This window comes from Sporosarcina sp. P2, from assembly GCF_002743255.1.
GTDB lineage: Bacteria > Bacillota > Bacilli > Bacillales_A > Planococcaceae > Sporosarcina.
In genome coordinates this window covers 57952-76278 of sequence record NZ_PDYY01000012.1, presented here as the reverse complement: position 1 = coordinate 76278, position 18327 = coordinate 57952, and the positions used below count along the sequence as shown (strand labels likewise).

Below are 18327 nucleotides of genomic sequence, written 5' to 3'. Positions count from 1 at the left end.
TGAAGTTCCAGTTGGCGGACGCTTTCCCATGGACCCGCGGTGAGCCAACCAGTTCGCTGCGCTCTCTTTTGGTTGTCTCACCTGATTGGGCTGATCCATCGGTAGGCGCCACCAACTTCCGCTTCCATTCTACATTGATAGTGCGGGTACTTGGATCACTCACTGTAAGTAGTATGAGAATTATTTTTTTGCCTTAACTTATTTAGATTCAAGTACTGAAGTTCAAAAGCTATTACAGCATTTACTTTAATGCACAACCAAAAGTATCAATCACTCATATTGTAAGGGATTGGCGCGTAGAAGGGCTTTTGCGAGTTAAAGCGAAACGTTAGGAGCACATCTTCGCACTCAATCCCCACCTCAATACAATAGCCAGCCTTTTTTGATATTAGTCGTCCAGCTTTAACCCTTTCAAAGCATCTGCAAATGGATTATTGACAGGCTCATCATCATTGTTTTTCTTTAAATACTTCTGCACATCGCGCTTGTTGACCTTACCTTTTGAATTCTTCTCACGTCGCGCTTTGAACGTAGAAAGTTTTTCACGATAACCACACTTACATGTAAAGATCTGCCCGTCGCCTTCGCCTCGTAGCTCCATTTTCTTTTTACATTGTGGACATCGTGCGTTCGTGACACGGGAGACGTTTTTACGGTGACCACACTCACGATCCTGACAAACGAGCATCTTGCCGTGCTTGCCATTTACTTCAAGCATCGGCTTGCCGCAGTCTGGACATGTTTTCGTAGAAATATTATCGTGCTTAAACTTCGCTTCGCTCGCTTTAATCTCTGAAACAATTTCCTTCGTATAGTCCTTCATTTCATTAATGAAATCTTCTTTTTTCAGCTGACCTTTTGCAATCTTCTCTAGTTTCAATTCCCACTCCGCTGTCAGCAAAGGAGATTTCAATTCATCCGGTACTAATTCGAGCAACTGTTTTCCTTTGTTCGTGACGTGGATGTCTTTTCCGCGTTTTTCGATCAGGAATGAGTTAAAGAGCTTATCGATAATATCAGCACGCGTTGCCACGGTTCCTAGTCCGCCTGTGGATTTCAATGTATCAGCAAGTTTCTTATCCTGTGTACCTATATATTTCGTTGGATTTTCCATTGCAGATAATAATGTAGCTTCATTGAATCGGGCAGGGGGCTTCGTTTGTCCAGAAGTTTCTTTGATAAGTTTGATGTCTAGCTTATCGCCTGCTACGAGCTTAGGTAATAATTGTTCTTTTGTGTCCTGTTCAGTTTCTTCTTCATCGAATTGGTTATTATAAACTTCTTTCCAACCAGCGGCCAAAATGGTTTTTCCGCGTGCTGTGAATCGTTCGTCTGCAATTTTTGCATGAACCGTTAGTTGTTCGTATTCATGTGCTGGGAACAGAACGGCTAAGAATCGCTTAACAACCAGATCATAGATTTTCCGTTCGCGATCGGACAATTTGTCGAGTAATACGATTTCTTCTGTCGGAATGATTGCGTGGTGATCGGATACTTTGCTATCGTCAACAAAGGACTTACTCGTCTTCAGCGGTTTCTTCAATATTTTATTCGCAAGTGCACGATATTCGCCTATACCGACAGTTTTCAAGCGCTCGGGAAGTGTTGCAACGAGATCGCTTGAAAGGAAGCGAGAGTCGGTGCGTGGATAGGTAAGTATTTTATGTTGTTCATATAATTTCTGCATGATGTTTAGTGTATCTTTTGCCGAGTAGCCAAACATTTTGTTGGCATCACGCTGTAATTCAGTTAAATCGTATAGACCTGGTGAGAATGTCTTTTTCGCTTTCTTCTCGACATTTTCAATTACAGCTTGTTTGCCATCCACTTTTTGGACGATGGCAGATAGTTTATCACGGTCAAATGATCGGGTATCGCCTGTTTTTGCATCCTGCCATGTCAGTTTTAATTTAGAGTCAGACTGTGCTTCGATGCCGTAAAAAGTTTTAGGACGGAAGGTGTTAATTTCCTCTTCACGCTGTGCAATAATTGCAACGACAGGCGTCTGCACACGTCCGCAATTCAGTTGTGCGTTGAATTTGGTTGTCAGTGCGCGCGTGGCATTGAGACCGATATACCAATCAGCTTCAGAGCGGGCGACTGCAGCTTCAAATAAATTTTCATAAGCTGTACCAGGTTTTAACTGAGCGAAACCATCTTTAATTGCTTTGTCCGTTACGGATAAAATCCATAGACGTTTAATCGGCTTCTTAACTTTCGCTTTTTCAATAATCCAACGTGCGACTAATTCTCCTTCACGTCCAGCATCTGTCCCGATAATGATATCTGAAACGTCCGTGCGAAGTAGTTGTGCTTTTACGGCATTGTATTGTCTGCTCGTTTGTTTGATGACGGTAAGTTTCAAGTCCTTGGGCATCATCGGTAGATCATCTAGTTTCCACGTCTTGAATTTCGTATCATAATTTTCTGGATCAGCGAGTGTCACCAAGTGTCCAAGAGCCCATGTCACGATATATTTATCGCCTTCTAAATAGCCGTTACCTTTTTTATTGCAGTTCAGCACGCGGGCAATATCCCTCGCCACGGAAGGCTTTTCCGCGAGTACTACACTTTTTTTCATATAATGAACTCCTTTTTTATACATGTCGAAAAACTCCTCCAATAGATAAGGTTTATGGCCTTACGCTAAATGAAGAAGTTACTTACTAAAAAGTGTAAACCAGACCGCTACTTTCGTCAATTAAGGCGGAGTGACAATACAAGACTGAACGCAGGATTATTTTGTATACTGTAAGTAACACTATAGAAACGAGGGATTTCAATGTCAGAACTAAGAGATCGTTTAATGGCCGATATAAGGACAGCAATGAAGGAAAAAGACACAATGAAGAAAGGTGTCATCAATTTATTGAGAGCAGGTCTACAGAATGAATCACTAGATCTAAAGCGTGAACTGACGATTGAAGAAGAAATCAAAATCGTTCAGCGTGAGCTCAAGCAAACCAAACAATCGCTTGAAGAAGGTCAAAAAGCCAATCGCGAAGACATCGTGGAAGCAGAAAAAGCGAAGATCGCGATTGTCGAATCTTATTTGCCGAAGCAGATGAATGTGGAAGAAGTAAAAGAATTGATAGCATCATTAGGCATTCCAACCGATGCATCAATGGGGCAGACAATCGGCGTTGTAATGAAGGAAGTTGCTGGTCGTGCAGAAGGAAAGACTGTTTCGCAGGCAGTAAAAGAGTATTTGCAGAATTGAATTACCAATCGGGAACTGGGCGACAAGTCGTGTACTTGTCATCCAGTTCTTTTATTTTTCAAACGAAGCCCGTAATACGTAAACTACATCGTATTCTTTTAATTCGTCCAAGTAGCCTTCTTTTTGTTCATAAAAATCGTTAGATAACGTACTAGTCGGTGAACCTTCTGTCGTAGATGTGTAGATGATACCGGCCAACAACATGTTGTCCGAAAGAAGTAAACCTTCTTGTGGATTGGTATTAAATAGAGTCGCCATGTCATCCATACTCTTAAGTTCATCTTGATTACTCACACTCGCAGAGCCTTTAGCGTCACTAACACTTGCGGAGAATAATAATTCTTTCTCGAGAGTTTGTGTGACCGTCAAAACGATACTACCCTTCGTCGACTCACCAGGCAGTGGAGTAGATAATTCGCTGATCGGTTCCGCAACCTTCTTACCTTTTTTGTACTTCTCTACCCACAAAGTTACCTTTTTGTAGTTTTGATCTGCTGTATAATCAAAGACAAATGAAGTATTAGCAGCTGTTTCAAGTATTTGTTTTTCACGATCCGTAAGTTCAGGCATCGTCAATTTATTCGTATCGGTTGCTGCACAGGCACTTAGAAATAATATGCAACTTAAGAGAGCTATACTCATCCATTTTTTCATCGCATATGCCTCCTTATCTATATATTTTATTATAACATTTTCCAGTATTGTCTGAAGCCATTGGGCACTCCGAATATGTAAAAGCAACCCATCTATTTTTAATAAATACATACTAGTTAACTAAAAAGGTGAGATGAATTGTTGCGGGTGTCAGGTGGCCGTAGTAATATGACGGGTTAGGTAGAGAAGTTCATACGCGACGGGCGTGCACGCGTTATGATGGGGTCAACAACCTACATGTTGCGTGGATGGATTAATTAAATAAACTAAAAATAGTCACCAGCATATTTCTGCCAGCGACTGTTTTTAGTTTTATAGATGCCTTGGTAAGTAGGAGAGGGCTGTTCCGTTTCGCTCATTAAACCGAATAAGCGATCATAATGTTCGATTAACCGCTCTAAGGCGGTGTCCAAGCGCTCTATCAGCGTACACACGCGCTCTATCATACGCCGTATGCGCTCATACCTGCCCTGTAACCGCTCAATACGTACAACGGTCATACCTTCCGAACTACTCCAACAAACCTTGTTCTTTCAAAAATGCCTCTGCTACTGTTTTCGCACTAGCACCTTCCGCGTTCACTTGATAATTCATTTCACGCATCTCATCGTCCGTCACGATTCCGGCTAGGCTATTTAACGCTTCCTCAAGTTCGGGATATTTATTTAATGTCTCTTTGCGAAGCAATGGCGCGCCTTGATACGGAGGGAACAGTTCTTTGTCGTCTTCTAGAACTGACAAATCATATTCGCGTAGCTCACTATCCGTCGAATAGGCATCCATCAAGTTGATTTCGCCTGCCTCTATAGCCTGATAGCGCAGCTTCGGTTCCATCGTTTGGATGGAAGGGAACGTAATGCCATACAGCTTTTGTATACCCAGGTATCCATCTTCACGGTCATTAAATTCAAGAGTAAAGCCCGCTTTAACGGCTTGTTCAACTGCGGCTAGATCAGAAATTGTTTTAAGTCCGTACTCTTCTTGGAATGCTTTGGAGACAGCGAGTGTATACGTATTATTGAAGGACATCGGTGTCAGGAATGTCATATTAAATTGTTCGTCTAGTCCTTTTCGCGCTTGCTCATACACTTCGTCCCGGTCATTGCTGACGGCTTCTTCCTTCAAAAACTCGGATATAGCCGTACCTGTAAACTCCGGGTACAAATCGATGCTTCCAGATTTCAGTGCATTGAAGACGAATGACGTTTTACCGAGCCCCGGTTTTAATTCCACGGAGAGATCCGTTTGGTCTTCAATCAATAGTTTATACATATTAATAAGAATTTCAGGTTCTGCGCCAAGCTTGGCCCCAATGACTAATTCGTGTTTGGAGTTACCGCCTATGAATGGAGCTGCTATCATCAAGACTGCTACAATAACGAAAATGACAAATGCGGTAATAGCTTTCCTAAACGAAAGACCTTCGAATATCTTTAGTAGGTAATCGAAGAATAGTGCTAGTAACGCTGCAGGTATAGCGCCTAGGACAATTAATGATGGATTATTACGATCAATACCAAGCAATATCAAATCACCTAGACCACCTGCGCCAATCAAAGCCGCTAATGTTGCAGTTCCGACGATCAATACCATCGAAGTGCGGATACCTGCCATGATGATCGGCATTGCGAGCGGTAATTCAACTTTCATCAGCCTCTTTCGGGTATTCATTCCCATCGCAGTCGCTGCTTCTTTAAGTGAAGGATCTACTTCTTTAATGCCCGTGTATGTATTACGTAAGATGGGCAACAACGCATAGACGACTAACGCTATAATTGCGGGTATTTTCCCTATACCGAATAAGGGAATCAATAGACCAAGTAGTGCAAGGGAAGGAATCGTCTGCAATACAGCACTTGCACCGATGACAGATTCCGCCATTTTTCGCCGATTTGTCAAATAGATGCCAAGTGGAACAGCAATCAGTACCGCAATTAATAAGGAGATTAATGAGATTTGAATATGTTCGATCAGAGCTTCCAGTAATTGAGCGCGCCGACTTTGAAGAACATCTAGAAAACTATTCATGAGATATTCCTCCTTTCAGTGACTGCTCCGCTAGGAAATGTAGGATTCCTTTTCGGGTAACCATACCAATAACTTGTCCATCTTGTTTAATCGCAACTTGATCATCAGAAGCCAAGAACTGCAAGAGTGGCCCCCATTCAGAATCAATTGGAATTGCAAAAGCGAGCGATAGATCTGTCGGGATCTCTTCTATATGATCCGCAATGGAAAATGTGCGGGCTACGGCTGATGCTGTAAATTCGCGCACGAATGGTGACGCAGGTTTGGTGAGGATTTCTTGCGGTGTTGCAACTTGCTCAATCTTGCCCTCATTCATGATACAGACACGATCACCTAATTTAAATGCTTCTTGTAAATCATGCGTGACGAATACGATGGTCTTTTGGATTCTATTTTGCAAATCTAGCAGATCATCCTGCAGTTTCAAACGGCTAATTGGATCTAGTGCGCTGAATGGTTCATCCATCAATAGAATATCTGGGTCTGCCGCCAGTGCACGTACGACACCTACTCGCTGTTGCTGACCGCCTGATAATTCATCCGGTTTACGCTTTCGGTACACTTTGGGATCTAGCCCGACCATTTCAAGTAGTTCCGTTACACGTGCGCGGATGTCTTTCTTTTTCCACCCGACCAGTTCGGGAACAATTGCAATGTTTTCTTCAATTGTCATATGGGGAAATAAGGCGATTTGTTGTAAAACATAGCCGATTTGCCAACGGAGCTCATGGATTGGATAGTCACTGATTCGCTTGCCATCGAGCCAAATCGTACCTTTTGTAAGTGGGATCAGTCGATTGATCATCTTAAGCGTTGTGGTCTTCCCGCAACCACTGGGTCCGACCAGTACAAGAAACTCCCCGCGCTGAATCTCTAAATTCACCGATTCCACGACTAAGCGTGACATATCATAACTCTTTGAAACATCTTCAAAACGAATCATCGAAATCCCTCCCTTTTTATTATGATTTTCACATAGTGTCAGAAAAATAGGAAGTTATATACCTTTAAAAAGAATAAAGCATTGTAATATGCCGTTCATTCTCCGTTCATCTTCGTAAGATAAGATGTGAGTATAAAGAATAACACGGAGGCGTTCATATGAAAATTGCATGGAAAGAAATGAAGAAAAGCAAAGCCAAGTTTCTGATTCTCGGATCTATTATATTTCTTGTCAGCTTCTTGACGTTTATTATTTCAGGACTAGCAAATGGATTATCTCAGGACAATGCTGCGCTAATAAAAGATTTACCCGACGGACAATTTTATCTAAGTAAAGATGCAGACAGTACCTATAATCTCTCAAAAATAGACGAAGAGATTCAAAAGCAAATACTTATGGACAATCCTAATGCAACCGCATTTTCGGTTCAGATGGGATTTGTCAACGATGCGGAAGATAAGCAGCATAGTGTAGCATTCGTTGCTTCTACTGAGTCCGGGCTATTTGAAAATGTCAAAGACGGGGAAATCGTTCTGGATAGCTCTTTGAAAGAAAACGGTATTGAAGTAGGTGACGTCTTAACTAACAATCAATTTAGTGGAGAATTCATTGTAAAAGGATTTGTTGACCAGCAGAAATACAGTCACGCACCGGTTGCATTCATTGGAATGACGAACTACCAAGAAATCTATCGTGTGATGGAAATGCAGACGATTTTCATTCCAGGTGAAGAAGCACCAACACTGAGTGCACTGGATTCTTTCTCGAATAAAGAGTTTTTAAATGCTATTCCGAGCTACAGTGCAGAGCAGATGTCATTGAATATGATTGTCTGGTTCCTAGTCATCATCAGTGGTATGTTGTTTGCGATTTTCTTCTATATGATGAATGTTCAGAAGATCGGATTGTACGGCATATTGAAAGCGATTGGTATGAGGACAATTTCGTTATTCAAGATGATTTGGTATCAGATGTTAGTCATTACCGCTATTTCACTCGCATTGTCCATTACGCTCAGCAAAGCATTCAGTTTTGTTGCCCCAGAAGGCATGCCGTTCCACTTAACAATGGATACAGTATGGATGCTGTCAGCAGTATTTATGGCGGTCGGTTTTATTGGTGCTACAATTTCAGGAATCCAAGTGAAAAATATTGAACCGCTTCAAGCGATTCAACAAGGAGAGATGTAATATGTCTGCCTTTACTATTGAGAAAGTGAAAAAGACGTTTTCCAATGGAGAAATTGAAGAAGAAATATTAAAAGGTGTGAATTTGTCGTTGAAAGAAGGGGAAATTACCGCGTTGATTGGCCCTTCTGGCTCTGGAAAATCAACAATCTTGACAATTGCAGCAGGTTTGCAAAGAGCATCTTGCGGTGAGATTTTATTTGAAGGTAGTGACATGACGAAGATGAGTCAGGAAGAGGTTCGTCATGTTCGTGCAACAGACTTCGGATTTGTTTTTCAGTCTTCCCACTTGGTTCCTTTTTTGACGGTGGAAGAGCAACTGCAGTTGATGCTTGACGTAGCAGAAACGAAAACGAGTAAAAAGGAACAGGCCAAAGCAATAGATGAGATGTTAAAGTTAGTTGAAATGCAGCACCGCAAAGATGCTTATCCTTCTTCTTTATCAGGAGGAGAGCGTCAACGTGTGGCGATTGCTCGTGCGCTCATCCATCATCCGAAAATATTGTTTGCAGACGAACCCACTGCAAGTCTTGATACGAAACGCTCAAAAGGTGTGATGGAATTATTGCGGGAACTAACACGTACATTACATTTAACGACATTGATGGTGACGCATGACGAAGAAATGCTATCGTATGTTGATCGGGTTATTACGATGCGTGATGGTTATATAGTAGAATAAGCAGTCGACGGCATCTTGCCGTCGGCTGTTTACTTTTTGTCATAAAGTATTTAGGCTTTAGAATTACTTACACCATAAATTTTAAGGTTAACTGACATAAGGATATCAGTCATTAATTGAATAGACTGATAAAGGGATGTGTGGTAGGTTAAATATGGAATATATAAGATGGTGAAAAAGGAGGAGTGGACATGAAAAGAGCAACGGGACTAGCCCTAGGCTTTATTGTCGTAGTTTGTTTGGTTATCATAGCATTTATGGGCAACCAAATGCGTGTTAACAAAGACCAGGCAACAGAAGTTTCTGAAGTAGAAGCACCGACAGAAGAGATTGCTGGGATTCAACACAACCCGCCTTCAATGGATGACATTCCAGAGGGAAAAGAAGGGGAAGCAATCAAACGCGGCTTCGATTTATTCGATGATACGTCTAACGTATTACGTTCTGAGGCAGCTACGGTAGAAGACGGTCTTGCACGAGTGAATGAATTATCTTGTACAAGTTGTCACGCAGGTGCAGGAACTGACGAAGGCGTTTCATCCATGGTCGGAATGTCTGCAGTTTATCCGATGTACATCGGACGATCAGGTCAAATGGTTACACTAGAAGAACGTATTAACGGTTGTATGGTAAGAAGTATGGACGGACAAAAATTTGCTGCCGATGATGAGGACCTAGATGCAATGGTCGCATACATGACGTATATCTCCGAAGGTATTCCAGTAGGCGCTGAATTAGATTGGCGCAACAAGAACACTCTGGATGACTTACCGACACCGAACGTAGAAAACGGTGAAAAAGTGTATCAGCAATCTTGTATCGCATGTCACGGTGAGAACGGTGAAGGGATTGGTTCTAACACGGGTCCTAAACTTTGGGGTGAAGGATCATTTAACGATGGAGCAGGAATGGCACGTATGACTAAAATGGCGGGATACATTCAGAACAACATGCCTGTTGGTCAAGAAGACACAATTACTGATCAAGAAGCTAGTGACTTGGCGGCGTACATCCTTTCAAAAGATCGTCCTGAATGGAAAAATCATGACAAAGACTGGCCGGATGGTGGTCGCCCGAACGATATAATAACGAAAGAACGTCGTGATCAAATCAAAGATGGAACTATCAACTGGGATGAAGTATTAGCGAAGCCAGAAAAGAAATAAGCTGTTCAACACGTCTGTTGCATATAGTGGCAGACGGTTTTTTCTGTGGTAAACTAGTGGCATAAAGAAGAGAAAAGGGGAGAATGACTGTGAAATCACCATTTACATTTACACATACAAAGCCAGTGAAGTCAGAAGAAAAACAACCTGCGCTATTTTTACTTCATGGAATGGGGAGTCATGAAGATGATCTACCACAATTAGTTCAAGAATTTAAAGAAACACATCATATTTTCAGTTTGAGGGGTCCTGTCGTTCATGCGCCAGGCTATGCATTTTTCACAATTGAAGAAGAAGGAAAGCCGGTCCGTGAAGTATTTGATAAAGTGCTCGTCTACATCCAATCATTTATTCGTGAAGCCATCCAAGAGTATGATCTAGATCCTGAGCGTTTGACGGTCATCGGTTTCAGTCAGGGAGCCGCCCTTGCACAGGCGCTGGGTGTAACGTTGATACCTTCACTCCATGGAGTGGCGGCACTTAGTGGATACGTACCTGATTTCGTCAAGAGTGAATACGCAATACAGTCCGTGGAAAATCAACACGTATTCATTTCCCATGGTGACTATGACTATATAATTCCATCCCAATCTGGAGTGGAAAGCAAGGAATACTTTGAATCACTCGGCGCGGATGTTACGTTCAAAACATATAATGATGGACATGGCGTAACGTCAGAGAATCAACAAGACTTGGTGACGTTTATTCGGTCACTATAAGGGGTTGACCCATTGAACATCAAACCGTTTTAAGCAATTATGCAACTACCGTTCCCCGTCACTTCATTGCGTAGAGTGGATGGGTCGGAATATGAAACAAACGAGACTTCACTAAATTAGTGGGGTCTCGTTTGATATATCATTTACTTGTATTTTACTAATGAAGAGAGTGACCAGTTGACCGAAAATGAAGCGTGTACGTCTCGGACGCCGATCAATTTTACGTTTACTCGGCTCGTCTTAACCGCAATTTCCTATTCATCGCAAACCGTTGCAACATAGCCGGCCACGTCATCCCGAACAAAACGAGGAAAATGCCAAGAAACTGCAATAACGTTAATCTTTCGCCGAGCAACAACATCGAAGCTATAATCGCTACGGGCAACTCAACAGCGCTTAAAATAGAAGACATGCCTGCGCCGACTTTCGGTACTCCGATAGAAAATAAGAAGATGGGAAGAACAATGCCAAATACACCTAAAATGGTGCCATAAATCCACAATCCATCACCTAACATCCCGTTCCATAAAATTTCGGGAGATTGGAAAAAAGTGATTGCGATCGCTGCATAAAACGACATTAAGAACAACCGCGTCACTACATCCATACCTGGTACTGGCTGCTGATTCGCTGTAACGAACGCTGCGAAACTAAACGCTGCAGCAAGTCCCCATGCCCATCCTTGCCATGGAATCCCGCTTACATCCACGTCAATCAATCCTGCAGCTAAAATCGTTCCACCGAATAGAAAGACAAGCGATACCCCTTCGGATTGTTTAGGCAAACGCTTGGATAATACACATTCATAGAGCATGCCGATCCATGTAAATTGAAAGAGTAATACGACTGCTAAGGAAGCAGGCATATATTCAACGGCTTTCCCATACACCGTTCCAGTAATTGCTGTGAATAATCCCGCAATTAGAACGGGGAAGCTTCCACGGATTGTCGGTAAGCCGCGTTTAACTAGAATAAATATAATAAGAGCTAAAAGAAATCCTGTATAATATTGGCTCGTCACTGCCTCTGAAGCGGTGAAGCCATCTTGAATAGCTAATTTGATAATCGTTGATAAAATCCCATAACATGCAGCCCCAAATACAACGAGCAACGGATACATCCACAGTTTCATCGGTACAACCTCCATTTCCATCGGATCATAGTATATCATGAAAATGGTTTTTCAAACTGCGCAATACTAACCGTATTTCCCGGGAAATAGCGATAATAACTGCAAATAAACGGGGAAAAGCTGTACAGTGGAATTTTCACTGTACAGCTTTTATCGGTAGATCAGTGGGGAGCGCCGTAGTCATTCGACAAGCTGCCACCACTAAAACGGGGGGAGTGGTTGATTTTTTCTTTCATAAGCGCTTTTCGCTGATCGGGTAGAGAGATGGAATCGACTGTTTGCATATCTTCATGCAAATCGAACAAACTAACGGTGTTAGTCTGCAGATTTTCAGGATGTGTCTGAATTAGACGATACGTGTTCGGATGATATTTGGGGCTTGGATTTTTCGTTGACGTCACGTCTAATCGCCTCCTATTATGCTTGACGAACCATTTTTAGAAGCATATGCGCCAAAGAGTGTTGCTCTTCTTTAGAGCCTGAATCCCAAAGTTCTTGTAATAAATATTGCTCACGGTTTCGAGGTTCTTCATGACGTGACAAATAATCGGCAATAAATGTTGTAGTTTTCGCCAATTGTTCATCATTCATTCCAAGGATTTCACCTTTTTTTACCTTATCAGCGAGATACCCTTTAAAATGATTGAAGTTCTGCAAAATCTGATCTTTCTTTTCATTACCCATGTTTGAAACTTCAGACTCCAACTTATTTTTCATATCCACCAATCAACCACTCCTTTTCATTGTGATACAACTAGCTTGCACAGGAAGTAATGATTTATGCATGTGAAGATATAGGTAATGTATTTTGAATTATGTGTGAAAAAAGGCTTCAGTGGGTAGGAGTATAGCATAGTGAAAGGGAGGTGCAATAATGGCTAATAAACAATACGCGGGTACATTTCATTCTGTGGATAATGTTCTTTATAAAATAACTGAACTTGAGGCAAAAGGTTTTAAAAAACATCATATGTGTGTAGTTTCCAATGTGCGGGATGATCTAAAAGTTTTGGAAAGTGATTCTGAAATAGAGATAATCGGTATCCAGGAAGGGTCGCTCTGGGATCATACGCGCCGTTTATTCAACAGTAAAGATGAAATGTTGACGATTTTCATTAAAATGGGTTTTACGAAACTAGAATCCAAAACATTTTATAATGATTTAAAAGAAGGCGGCATGGCTTTGTTTGTCGATCAACTAACAGACGAAGAACGAGCCCAATCTGTAGATCCTCATGACAGTGCTCGACAGCAAACAGAAAGCGGTGAAAATCTGGATAGTGATCCGAATGAAGGAGTGGGGAACCCGATTCCAAACAGCCCGAGATTAGGTACTGATTAGTTGTAAAAAAGAAGAGGCTGGGACAAAAGGTTTTCAGCAACCAAAAAAGCCGAACTATTATTAGAAATGCTAACATGGCATTCTAAAATAGTTCGGTTTTTTGTATTTAGATAATAAAAACGTATTTATCATTCGGTTTTGGACAAAGCTAAATTAGTTATGTCCCAGCCTCTTCTTTTTTATATTCGTACTACACGTATTACTTGCTAGGGTGTGCTTCATCATCACTGAAGTGTTCTTTCGCTTCACCGATTTTTTCTTGTGCGGTACCTTTTGCCTTATCCCATTTACCTTCAGCCTGCATTTTAGTGTTATTTGTTAAATCGCCTACAGTGTCTTTTACACTGCCTTTGACTTTGTTGCCAATACCTTTTAATTTATCTTCTGTACCGTGATCTTTGTTACTCATATTATCTCCTCCATTTCGTCTGTTAGTATATAAATACCCACTTTCAAAAAGAGAAAACATCTGAAGTATTGTTGGAACGGTTACAGCATGATTGTGCCTGCCACATTCTACTGACCGATTATTTCATAACCTCATTTCACAAGATACCAGTTATTCAAAGTATGAGTTACGGATGACTTTTGGATGAACAGTCGGAATGGGGGCATGATATTGCACGATATATTGTGACTAAACAAGTGAAAAGCCGGAAACCTTTAGAGGCTCCGGCTTTTCGGGTGTTTACAAATGTCTGGCATTACGGAGTACTGTTCATTCCAGAAAGGTTACTAATTTGCTCCATAAGCTTTTCCCGTGACTGCTTATTTCGCATGAGGTAAAGTGCACCAAGTCCGACAGCTGTCATCGCCATTTTGTTCATTTGTCTAACACCTCCAAATGGTAGGATGGCTCTTTATAGAAAGAATATACAATGGATTTCAACTTGTCTCCTACAATTTCCTGTTAAACTTTTAGTGTAGTGATATAATTTCATTATTCACATTTAATGGACTGGAAGTGTCATCATGAATTTACAAGCTAAATCAACGATTCGCGAGCTTCGATTTTGGCGTATTGTCATCGGGCTAGGCATTGCTTCAGTGCTTATTTTTGCCGCGATGTATGCTATACAGCCTTTGCTACCTATTTTAACAAAGCAATTCAATGTCTCCGTGTCTACTGCCAGTTTGGCCATGTCTGTTAATACAATAGGTCTAATTTTCGGTTTGGTGATTCTTGGGTTTTACTCTGACCGGCTAGGTAGATCAATTTTTGTGAAAATCTCAGTTTTGGTAACAGCACTTTTATTTATTCCTATGTTTTTAACGCATTCTTTTACGGTGATCCTCGTATTGCGTTTTATACAGGGCTTTGGGATGGCGGGTGTATTGGCTGCAGCTCTAGCCTATATCAATGAAGAGATTAATGAGCGGGTAGTGAGCGTGGCGACTGCTCTGTATATTTCATTCAACGGCACTGGCGGGATGCTTGGTCGTTTTGTAACGGGGTATTTGGCAGAACGCTGGTCTTGGGAACTGTCCCTTCAACTTCTAACGGGCGCAGGTGTATTGGTATTTATCTTCTTACTATTCACGTTACCTAAATCCAATTACTTCGAACCGAGTGTGGCGTCGATAAAGAAAGACATGGAAGGTTTCGGCGTACATTTAAAGAATCCGGCCTTGCTAATGGTCTTTGGGCTTGGTATTGTACTCCAGCTGAGCTTTACCGGCATGTGGACGTTTCTACCTTTTCATTTGACTACTTCACCATTTTCGATGACGCTTGATGAAGTTTCCTATATCTACTTCGCTTATGCATTTGGAATTATCGGTGCACCGCTGGCTGGCTCGATTGCCAGTAAGGTAGGTATGAATCCTGTTCGTTTAATAGGCGTACTATTACTGGCAGTCGGTTGTCTTCTAACAGTTCCAACTATATTGCCACTGATTATTATTGGTTATTGCGTGATCTGTCTTGGCTTTTTCTCTGCCCATTCTTTAACTGCTGCATCTGTCAGTAAAGAAGCAACGCATCATAAGGGGAGTGCATCAAGCCTGTATCTCGTTTCTTATTATATTGGTATGGCGGCGGGAAGTACGCTAGTAACACCGCTTTGGCAGTTTGCAGGGTGGACGGGTCTCGCTGTGTTTTCAGCTGTTGTGCCAGTTGTCTATGTACTGTTGATCCGACTACGACGTAGCGTGTTAAAAGCGTAGTACATAATAAACCAGCTGCCTGGAATGATACCCGGCAGCTGGTTTGTTTTAGTTTTTAAATATTTCTGGAATAGTCTGTAAGTCGATACCCCATAATAATGGAAGCAAGAAGTAAATACAAAGCGTCACGAGCACAACTCCGACTATATTGAGCACGAATCCGGCTTTCGCCATATCAGGAATCCGTAGATAACCCGATCCGAAAACGACCGCGTTCGGTGGGGTGGCAACCGGTAGCATAAACGCACAAGATGCTGCTACACCCGCTGCAATCATTAATGCATACGGATGGAAATTTAGTGCCAATGCCAACGAAGCCATGATTGGATACATCATAGAAGCTGTTGCTGTATTCGATGTGATTTCCGTCAAGAAAATGACCAATGTGGTGACAATCAAAATAATGACAATGAGAGGAACACCTTTCAACCCAATCAGTTGAGTACCGATCCATTCTGACAGACCACTACTGACAAAGCCAGCTGCAATAGCTAGTCCGCCACCAAAGAGAAGTAAGATACCCCAAGGTAATTTCACTGCTGTGTTCCAATCTAGCAAGTGATCACCTTTTTTATTTACAGACGGGATGATAAACAAAATCATCGCAAAAGCAATAGCAATGACACCGTCACTTAAGCCGTCAATGAATTTCGATAGGAAGAACGAGCGTGTAATCCATGAGAAAGCAGCAAGCGCGAAGACGATGAAGACCATAATCTCTTCAATTGAAGGTCGTCCAAGCAACTTCTTTTCGTTATCAATGACTTCACGTCCGCCAGGTAATGTTTTGACTGGTGATTTGTAGACGATCTTCACTAAGTACCACCACGTCAATAAGATAAATACCCAAGCAAACGGTACACCGAACAACATCCATTTACCAAATGATAACTCGATGCCGTAAATTTTATTGATAGCGCCGGCAAGCAATGTATTCGGAGGCGTACCGATCAATGTCGCAATCCCGCCTAGTGAAGCTGAGTAAGCAATACCAAGCATCAAGGCTTTACCGAATCCAAAGTTTTCTTTTGATGTATCGATAGAGGGGTCGTCCTTTAATGCAATCGTTACTTGTGTAATGATCGCCAAACCAATTGGCACCATCATCATGGCTGTGGCAGTGTTAGAAATCCACATAGAAAGAAATCCGGTAGCTACCATGAAACCGAGAACGATTTTGTCCATGTTTGTTCCGATAGCAGAAATAATAGTCAGTGCAATTCGTCGATGCAAATTCCACTTCTCAAGCGCGAGTGCGATCATAAATCCACCCATAAATAAGAAAATCGTTTCATCTCCATAGGAAGATGCAGTGTCTTTCATTTCCAATCCGCCTGTCATGGGAAACAATATGAGTGGTAGCAAGGAAGCGACCGGAATGGGAATAGCTTCCGTAATCCACCAAACCGCAATCCATACCGTACTAGCTAAAATAGCGACGCCGGCTGCGGATAAATCTGCAGGTTTGAAGAACAGTAAAATAAGGGAAAAGAGTAATGGACCAAGCACCAATCCAATGAGCTGTGTAGCTGAATAACTGCGGGAGTCTCTACCTCCCCCTTCATGATTTACGCCAATCTTCTTTCCGCCTTGTCCGCCTCTCACCATTTCAGAGGAGTCAGGCGCAGTGAAAAAACGGAAGACATCTTTCGCTTGATCATGTAACGACCAAAGACGATTCCAAGTCTGTTGTAACATTAAGATCCCTTCATTTCTACGTTGTATTTCTTGAAGAGTAGCAATCTTCCAAGACACCACCATTTTACCTATTAAATACAACTTGAACAAGAGGAATTAAGACTTTTTCGTATAATTAGACAAATATTGTTGCAATACAGTGTTTAAATCAAGAATTATTATATAGCAAGCGACAAAAAGAATTTTTCGACACAGTTCGTTCAACCGCGTATACTAGAACTAACTATGTAAATTAAAATAGAAGGGAAGTGAGCATTTGACGAAAAAGGCGTGGTTCCAGGCAGGTGTGGGTATATTGCTAGCATTGTTGATCACGAAATTCTTTTTAGAAGTAAATTATATCTTTAGACCGGTGGGTATCATTGTACAAACGATTATCATGCCATTAATTTTCGGTGGCCTGCTCTATTACATAACGGTACCTATCCAACACTATTTGGAAAAGAAAAAAATGCCGAGATGGGGAAGCATCATTACGATTATGCTCATACTCGTAGCCGTTTTATGGATTTTAGTCGCAATTATTGGACCGATGGTGACGAAACAAGTAAATAATTTGGTAGACAATGGGCCAGCTCTCACACATCAGCTCGAGCAACTGAAAGATAAAGCGATTAATCAAAAGGAAAACTTACCAGAAGGGTTGCAGGACTCCTTAAATTCAGCAATCGAATCCGTCCAAACTTTTGCGGTAACATTCGGCAAATGGTTCGTACAATTTGTACAATCATTCGTTCAAGCAGTAGTATTACTGTTACTTGTACCGTTCTTCTTTTTATTTATGTTGAAGGATCATGAAAAACTAGCTCCGAGAGTGTACAATCTATTTTCGGGGAAGCGGCGCATATGGGTAAAGAAGACATTGGAAGATATTGATCAGGTCTTACGTTCTTATATTCAAGGACAATTATTAATTAGTGCTATTTTGGCAGTGCTTATTTTGATTGGGTATTCAATCATCGGATTGGAGTATGCCTTGTTACTGGCAATTCTCGCGTTATTCATGAATATCATTCCGTTTATTGGACCGTGGATTGCGGTGGCTCCAGCCTTAATCATTGCGTATTTACAGGAACCCAAATTAGTCATTTGGGTCGGAGTTGTTACGTTAGTCGCGCAACAAATCGATAGTAACCTGATTACGCCGAACGTGATGGGGAAATCACTTGATATCCATCCACTGACGATCATTACGGTATTATTAGTAGCGGGAAGTCTTGCAGGGTTCCTTGGTATTTTGGTAGCTGTACCTGCTTATGCTGTTGGTAAAGTAATTGTGCAGAACATCTATGAAATGCGACGAGAAATTAGTGAAGCCGCCACGAAGAATGTCTAGTGGTAGTACCAACCTCTTGGTCTTTGAACTGAGAGGTTTTTTGGATGGATAAAT

At 41.6% G+C, this 18327-nt stretch carries 18 protein-coding genes; 8 read left to right on the top strand and 10 right to left on the bottom strand.

Features of this window, described 5'->3' with window-relative positions:
- Positions 1-388: 388 nt before the first annotated feature.
- On the bottom strand, positions 389-2581 hold the full coding sequence (locus CSV67_RS12965) for a DNA topoisomerase III (RefSeq protein ID WP_099632065.1): 2193 nt from the start codon (positions 2579-2581) through the stop codon (positions 389-391).
- 201 nt (positions 2582-2782) lie between these two features.
- Here CSV67_RS12965 and CSV67_RS12960 point away from each other — a divergent pair, with 201 nt between their 5' ends.
- Positions 2783-3220: a GatB/YqeY domain-containing protein gene (locus CSV67_RS12960; RefSeq protein WP_099632016.1), complete on the top strand. Its 438-nt coding sequence runs from the start codon at positions 2783-2785 to the stop codon at positions 3218-3220.
- Positions 3221-3271: 51 nt separating this feature from the next.
- Here the strand turns inward: CSV67_RS12960 and CSV67_RS12955 are convergent, their stop codons facing one another.
- The 3 genes from CSV67_RS12955 to CSV67_RS12945 all read right to left on the bottom strand — a co-directional run bounded on the left by CSV67_RS12955 (position 3272) and on the right by CSV67_RS12945 (position 6845).
- The gene (locus tag CSV67_RS12955; protein ID WP_099632015.1) at positions 3272-3874 is read right to left on the bottom strand and encodes a hypothetical protein; all 603 of its coding nucleotides are present in this window, start codon (positions 3872-3874) and stop codon (positions 3272-3274) included.
- A 510-nt stretch (positions 3875-4384) separates the two neighbouring features.
- Positions 4385-5902, bottom strand: coding sequence for an osmoprotectant update ABC transporter permease/substrate-binding subunit OpuFB (gene opuFB / locus CSV67_RS12950; protein WP_099632014.1), 1518 nt, complete (start codon positions 5900-5902; stop codon positions 4385-4387).
- Complete coding sequence (locus CSV67_RS12945) at positions 5895-6845, bottom strand: ABC transporter ATP-binding protein (protein ID WP_099632013.1); 951 nt, start codon at positions 6843-6845, stop codon at positions 5895-5897. Before CSV67_RS12945 ends, opuFB begins: the two co-directional genes overlap by 8 nt.
- 158 nt (positions 6846-7003) lie before the next feature.
- On the opposite strand from CSV67_RS12945, the gene CSV67_RS12940 reads away from it, so the two are divergent.
- From CSV67_RS12940 to CSV67_RS12925, 4 genes are all read left to right on the top strand, one after another.
- Positions 7004-8035 carry an ABC transporter permease gene (locus tag CSV67_RS12940; protein WP_099632012.1) on the top strand — a complete coding sequence of 344 codons (1032 nt, stop codon included), beginning with the start codon at positions 7004-7006 and terminating at the stop codon, positions 8033-8035.
- A gap of 1 nt (position 8036) precedes the next feature.
- Positions 8037-8714: an ABC transporter ATP-binding protein gene (locus CSV67_RS12935; RefSeq protein ID WP_099632011.1), complete on the top strand. Its 678-nt coding sequence runs from the start codon at positions 8037-8039 to the stop codon at positions 8712-8714.
- Between the two features lie 191 nt (positions 8715-8905).
- Positions 8906-9880 carry a c-type cytochrome gene (locus tag CSV67_RS17080; RefSeq protein WP_099632010.1) on the top strand — a complete coding sequence of 325 codons (975 nt, stop codon included), beginning with the start codon at positions 8906-8908 and terminating at the stop codon, positions 9878-9880.
- A gap of 89 nt (positions 9881-9969) precedes the next feature.
- Complete coding sequence (locus CSV67_RS12925; RefSeq protein WP_099632009.1) at positions 9970-10599, top strand: alpha/beta hydrolase; 630 nt, start codon at positions 9970-9972, stop codon at positions 10597-10599.
- A 226-nt stretch (positions 10600-10825) separates the two neighbouring features.
- Here the strand turns inward: CSV67_RS12925 and CSV67_RS12920 are convergent, their stop codons facing one another.
- From CSV67_RS12920 to CSV67_RS12910, 3 genes are all read right to left on the bottom strand, one after another.
- Positions 10826-11731 (bottom strand): EamA family transporter, encoded by a 906-nt coding sequence (locus CSV67_RS12920; protein WP_099632008.1) that lies wholly within the window; start codon positions 11729-11731, stop codon positions 10826-10828.
- Positions 11732-11892: 161 nt separating this feature from the next.
- Positions 11893-12132, bottom strand: a complete 240-nt coding sequence (locus CSV67_RS12915; RefSeq protein ID WP_099632007.1) for a hypothetical protein — start codon at positions 12130-12132, stop codon at positions 11893-11895.
- 16 nt (positions 12133-12148) lie between these two features.
- Positions 12149-12448 (bottom strand): DUF3243 domain-containing protein, encoded by a 300-nt coding sequence (locus CSV67_RS12910; protein WP_099632064.1) that lies wholly within the window; start codon positions 12446-12448, stop codon positions 12149-12151.
- A 157-nt stretch (positions 12449-12605) separates the two neighbouring features.
- On the opposite strand from CSV67_RS12910, the gene CSV67_RS12905 reads away from it, so the two are divergent.
- On the top strand, positions 12606-13073 hold the full coding sequence (locus tag CSV67_RS12905; RefSeq protein WP_099632006.1) for a YflT domain-containing protein: 468 nt from the start codon (positions 12606-12608) through the stop codon (positions 13071-13073).
- A 199-nt stretch (positions 13074-13272) separates the two neighbouring features.
- Here CSV67_RS12905 and CSV67_RS12900 read toward each other — a convergent pair whose 3' ends face one another.
- Positions 13273-13482, bottom strand: a complete 210-nt coding sequence (locus tag CSV67_RS12900; protein WP_099632005.1) for a CsbD family protein — start codon at positions 13480-13482, stop codon at positions 13273-13275.
- A gap of 295 nt (positions 13483-13777) precedes the next feature.
- Positions 13778-13900, bottom strand: a complete 123-nt coding sequence (locus CSV67_RS17045; protein ID WP_255397303.1) for a hypothetical protein — start codon at positions 13898-13900, stop codon at positions 13778-13780.
- A gap of 145 nt (positions 13901-14045) precedes the next feature.
- Between CSV67_RS17045 and CSV67_RS12895 the strand changes: the two genes are divergently transcribed.
- A complete protein-coding gene (locus CSV67_RS12895) occupies positions 14046-15239 on the top strand; it encodes an MFS transporter (protein ID WP_099632004.1) in 1194 nt (397 codons plus the stop codon).
- A 48-nt stretch (positions 15240-15287) separates the two neighbouring features.
- Here CSV67_RS12895 and CSV67_RS12890 read toward each other — a convergent pair whose 3' ends face one another.
- Positions 15288-16937 (bottom strand): SLC13 family permease, encoded by a 1650-nt coding sequence (locus CSV67_RS12890; protein ID WP_099632003.1) that lies wholly within the window; start codon positions 16935-16937, stop codon positions 15288-15290.
- Between the two features lie 256 nt (positions 16938-17193).
- Between CSV67_RS12890 and CSV67_RS12885 the strand changes: the two genes are divergently transcribed.
- On the top strand, positions 17194-18273 hold the full coding sequence (locus CSV67_RS12885) for an AI-2E family transporter (protein ID WP_099632002.1): 1080 nt from the start codon (positions 17194-17196) through the stop codon (positions 18271-18273).
- Positions 18274-18327 lie beyond the last annotated feature (54 nt).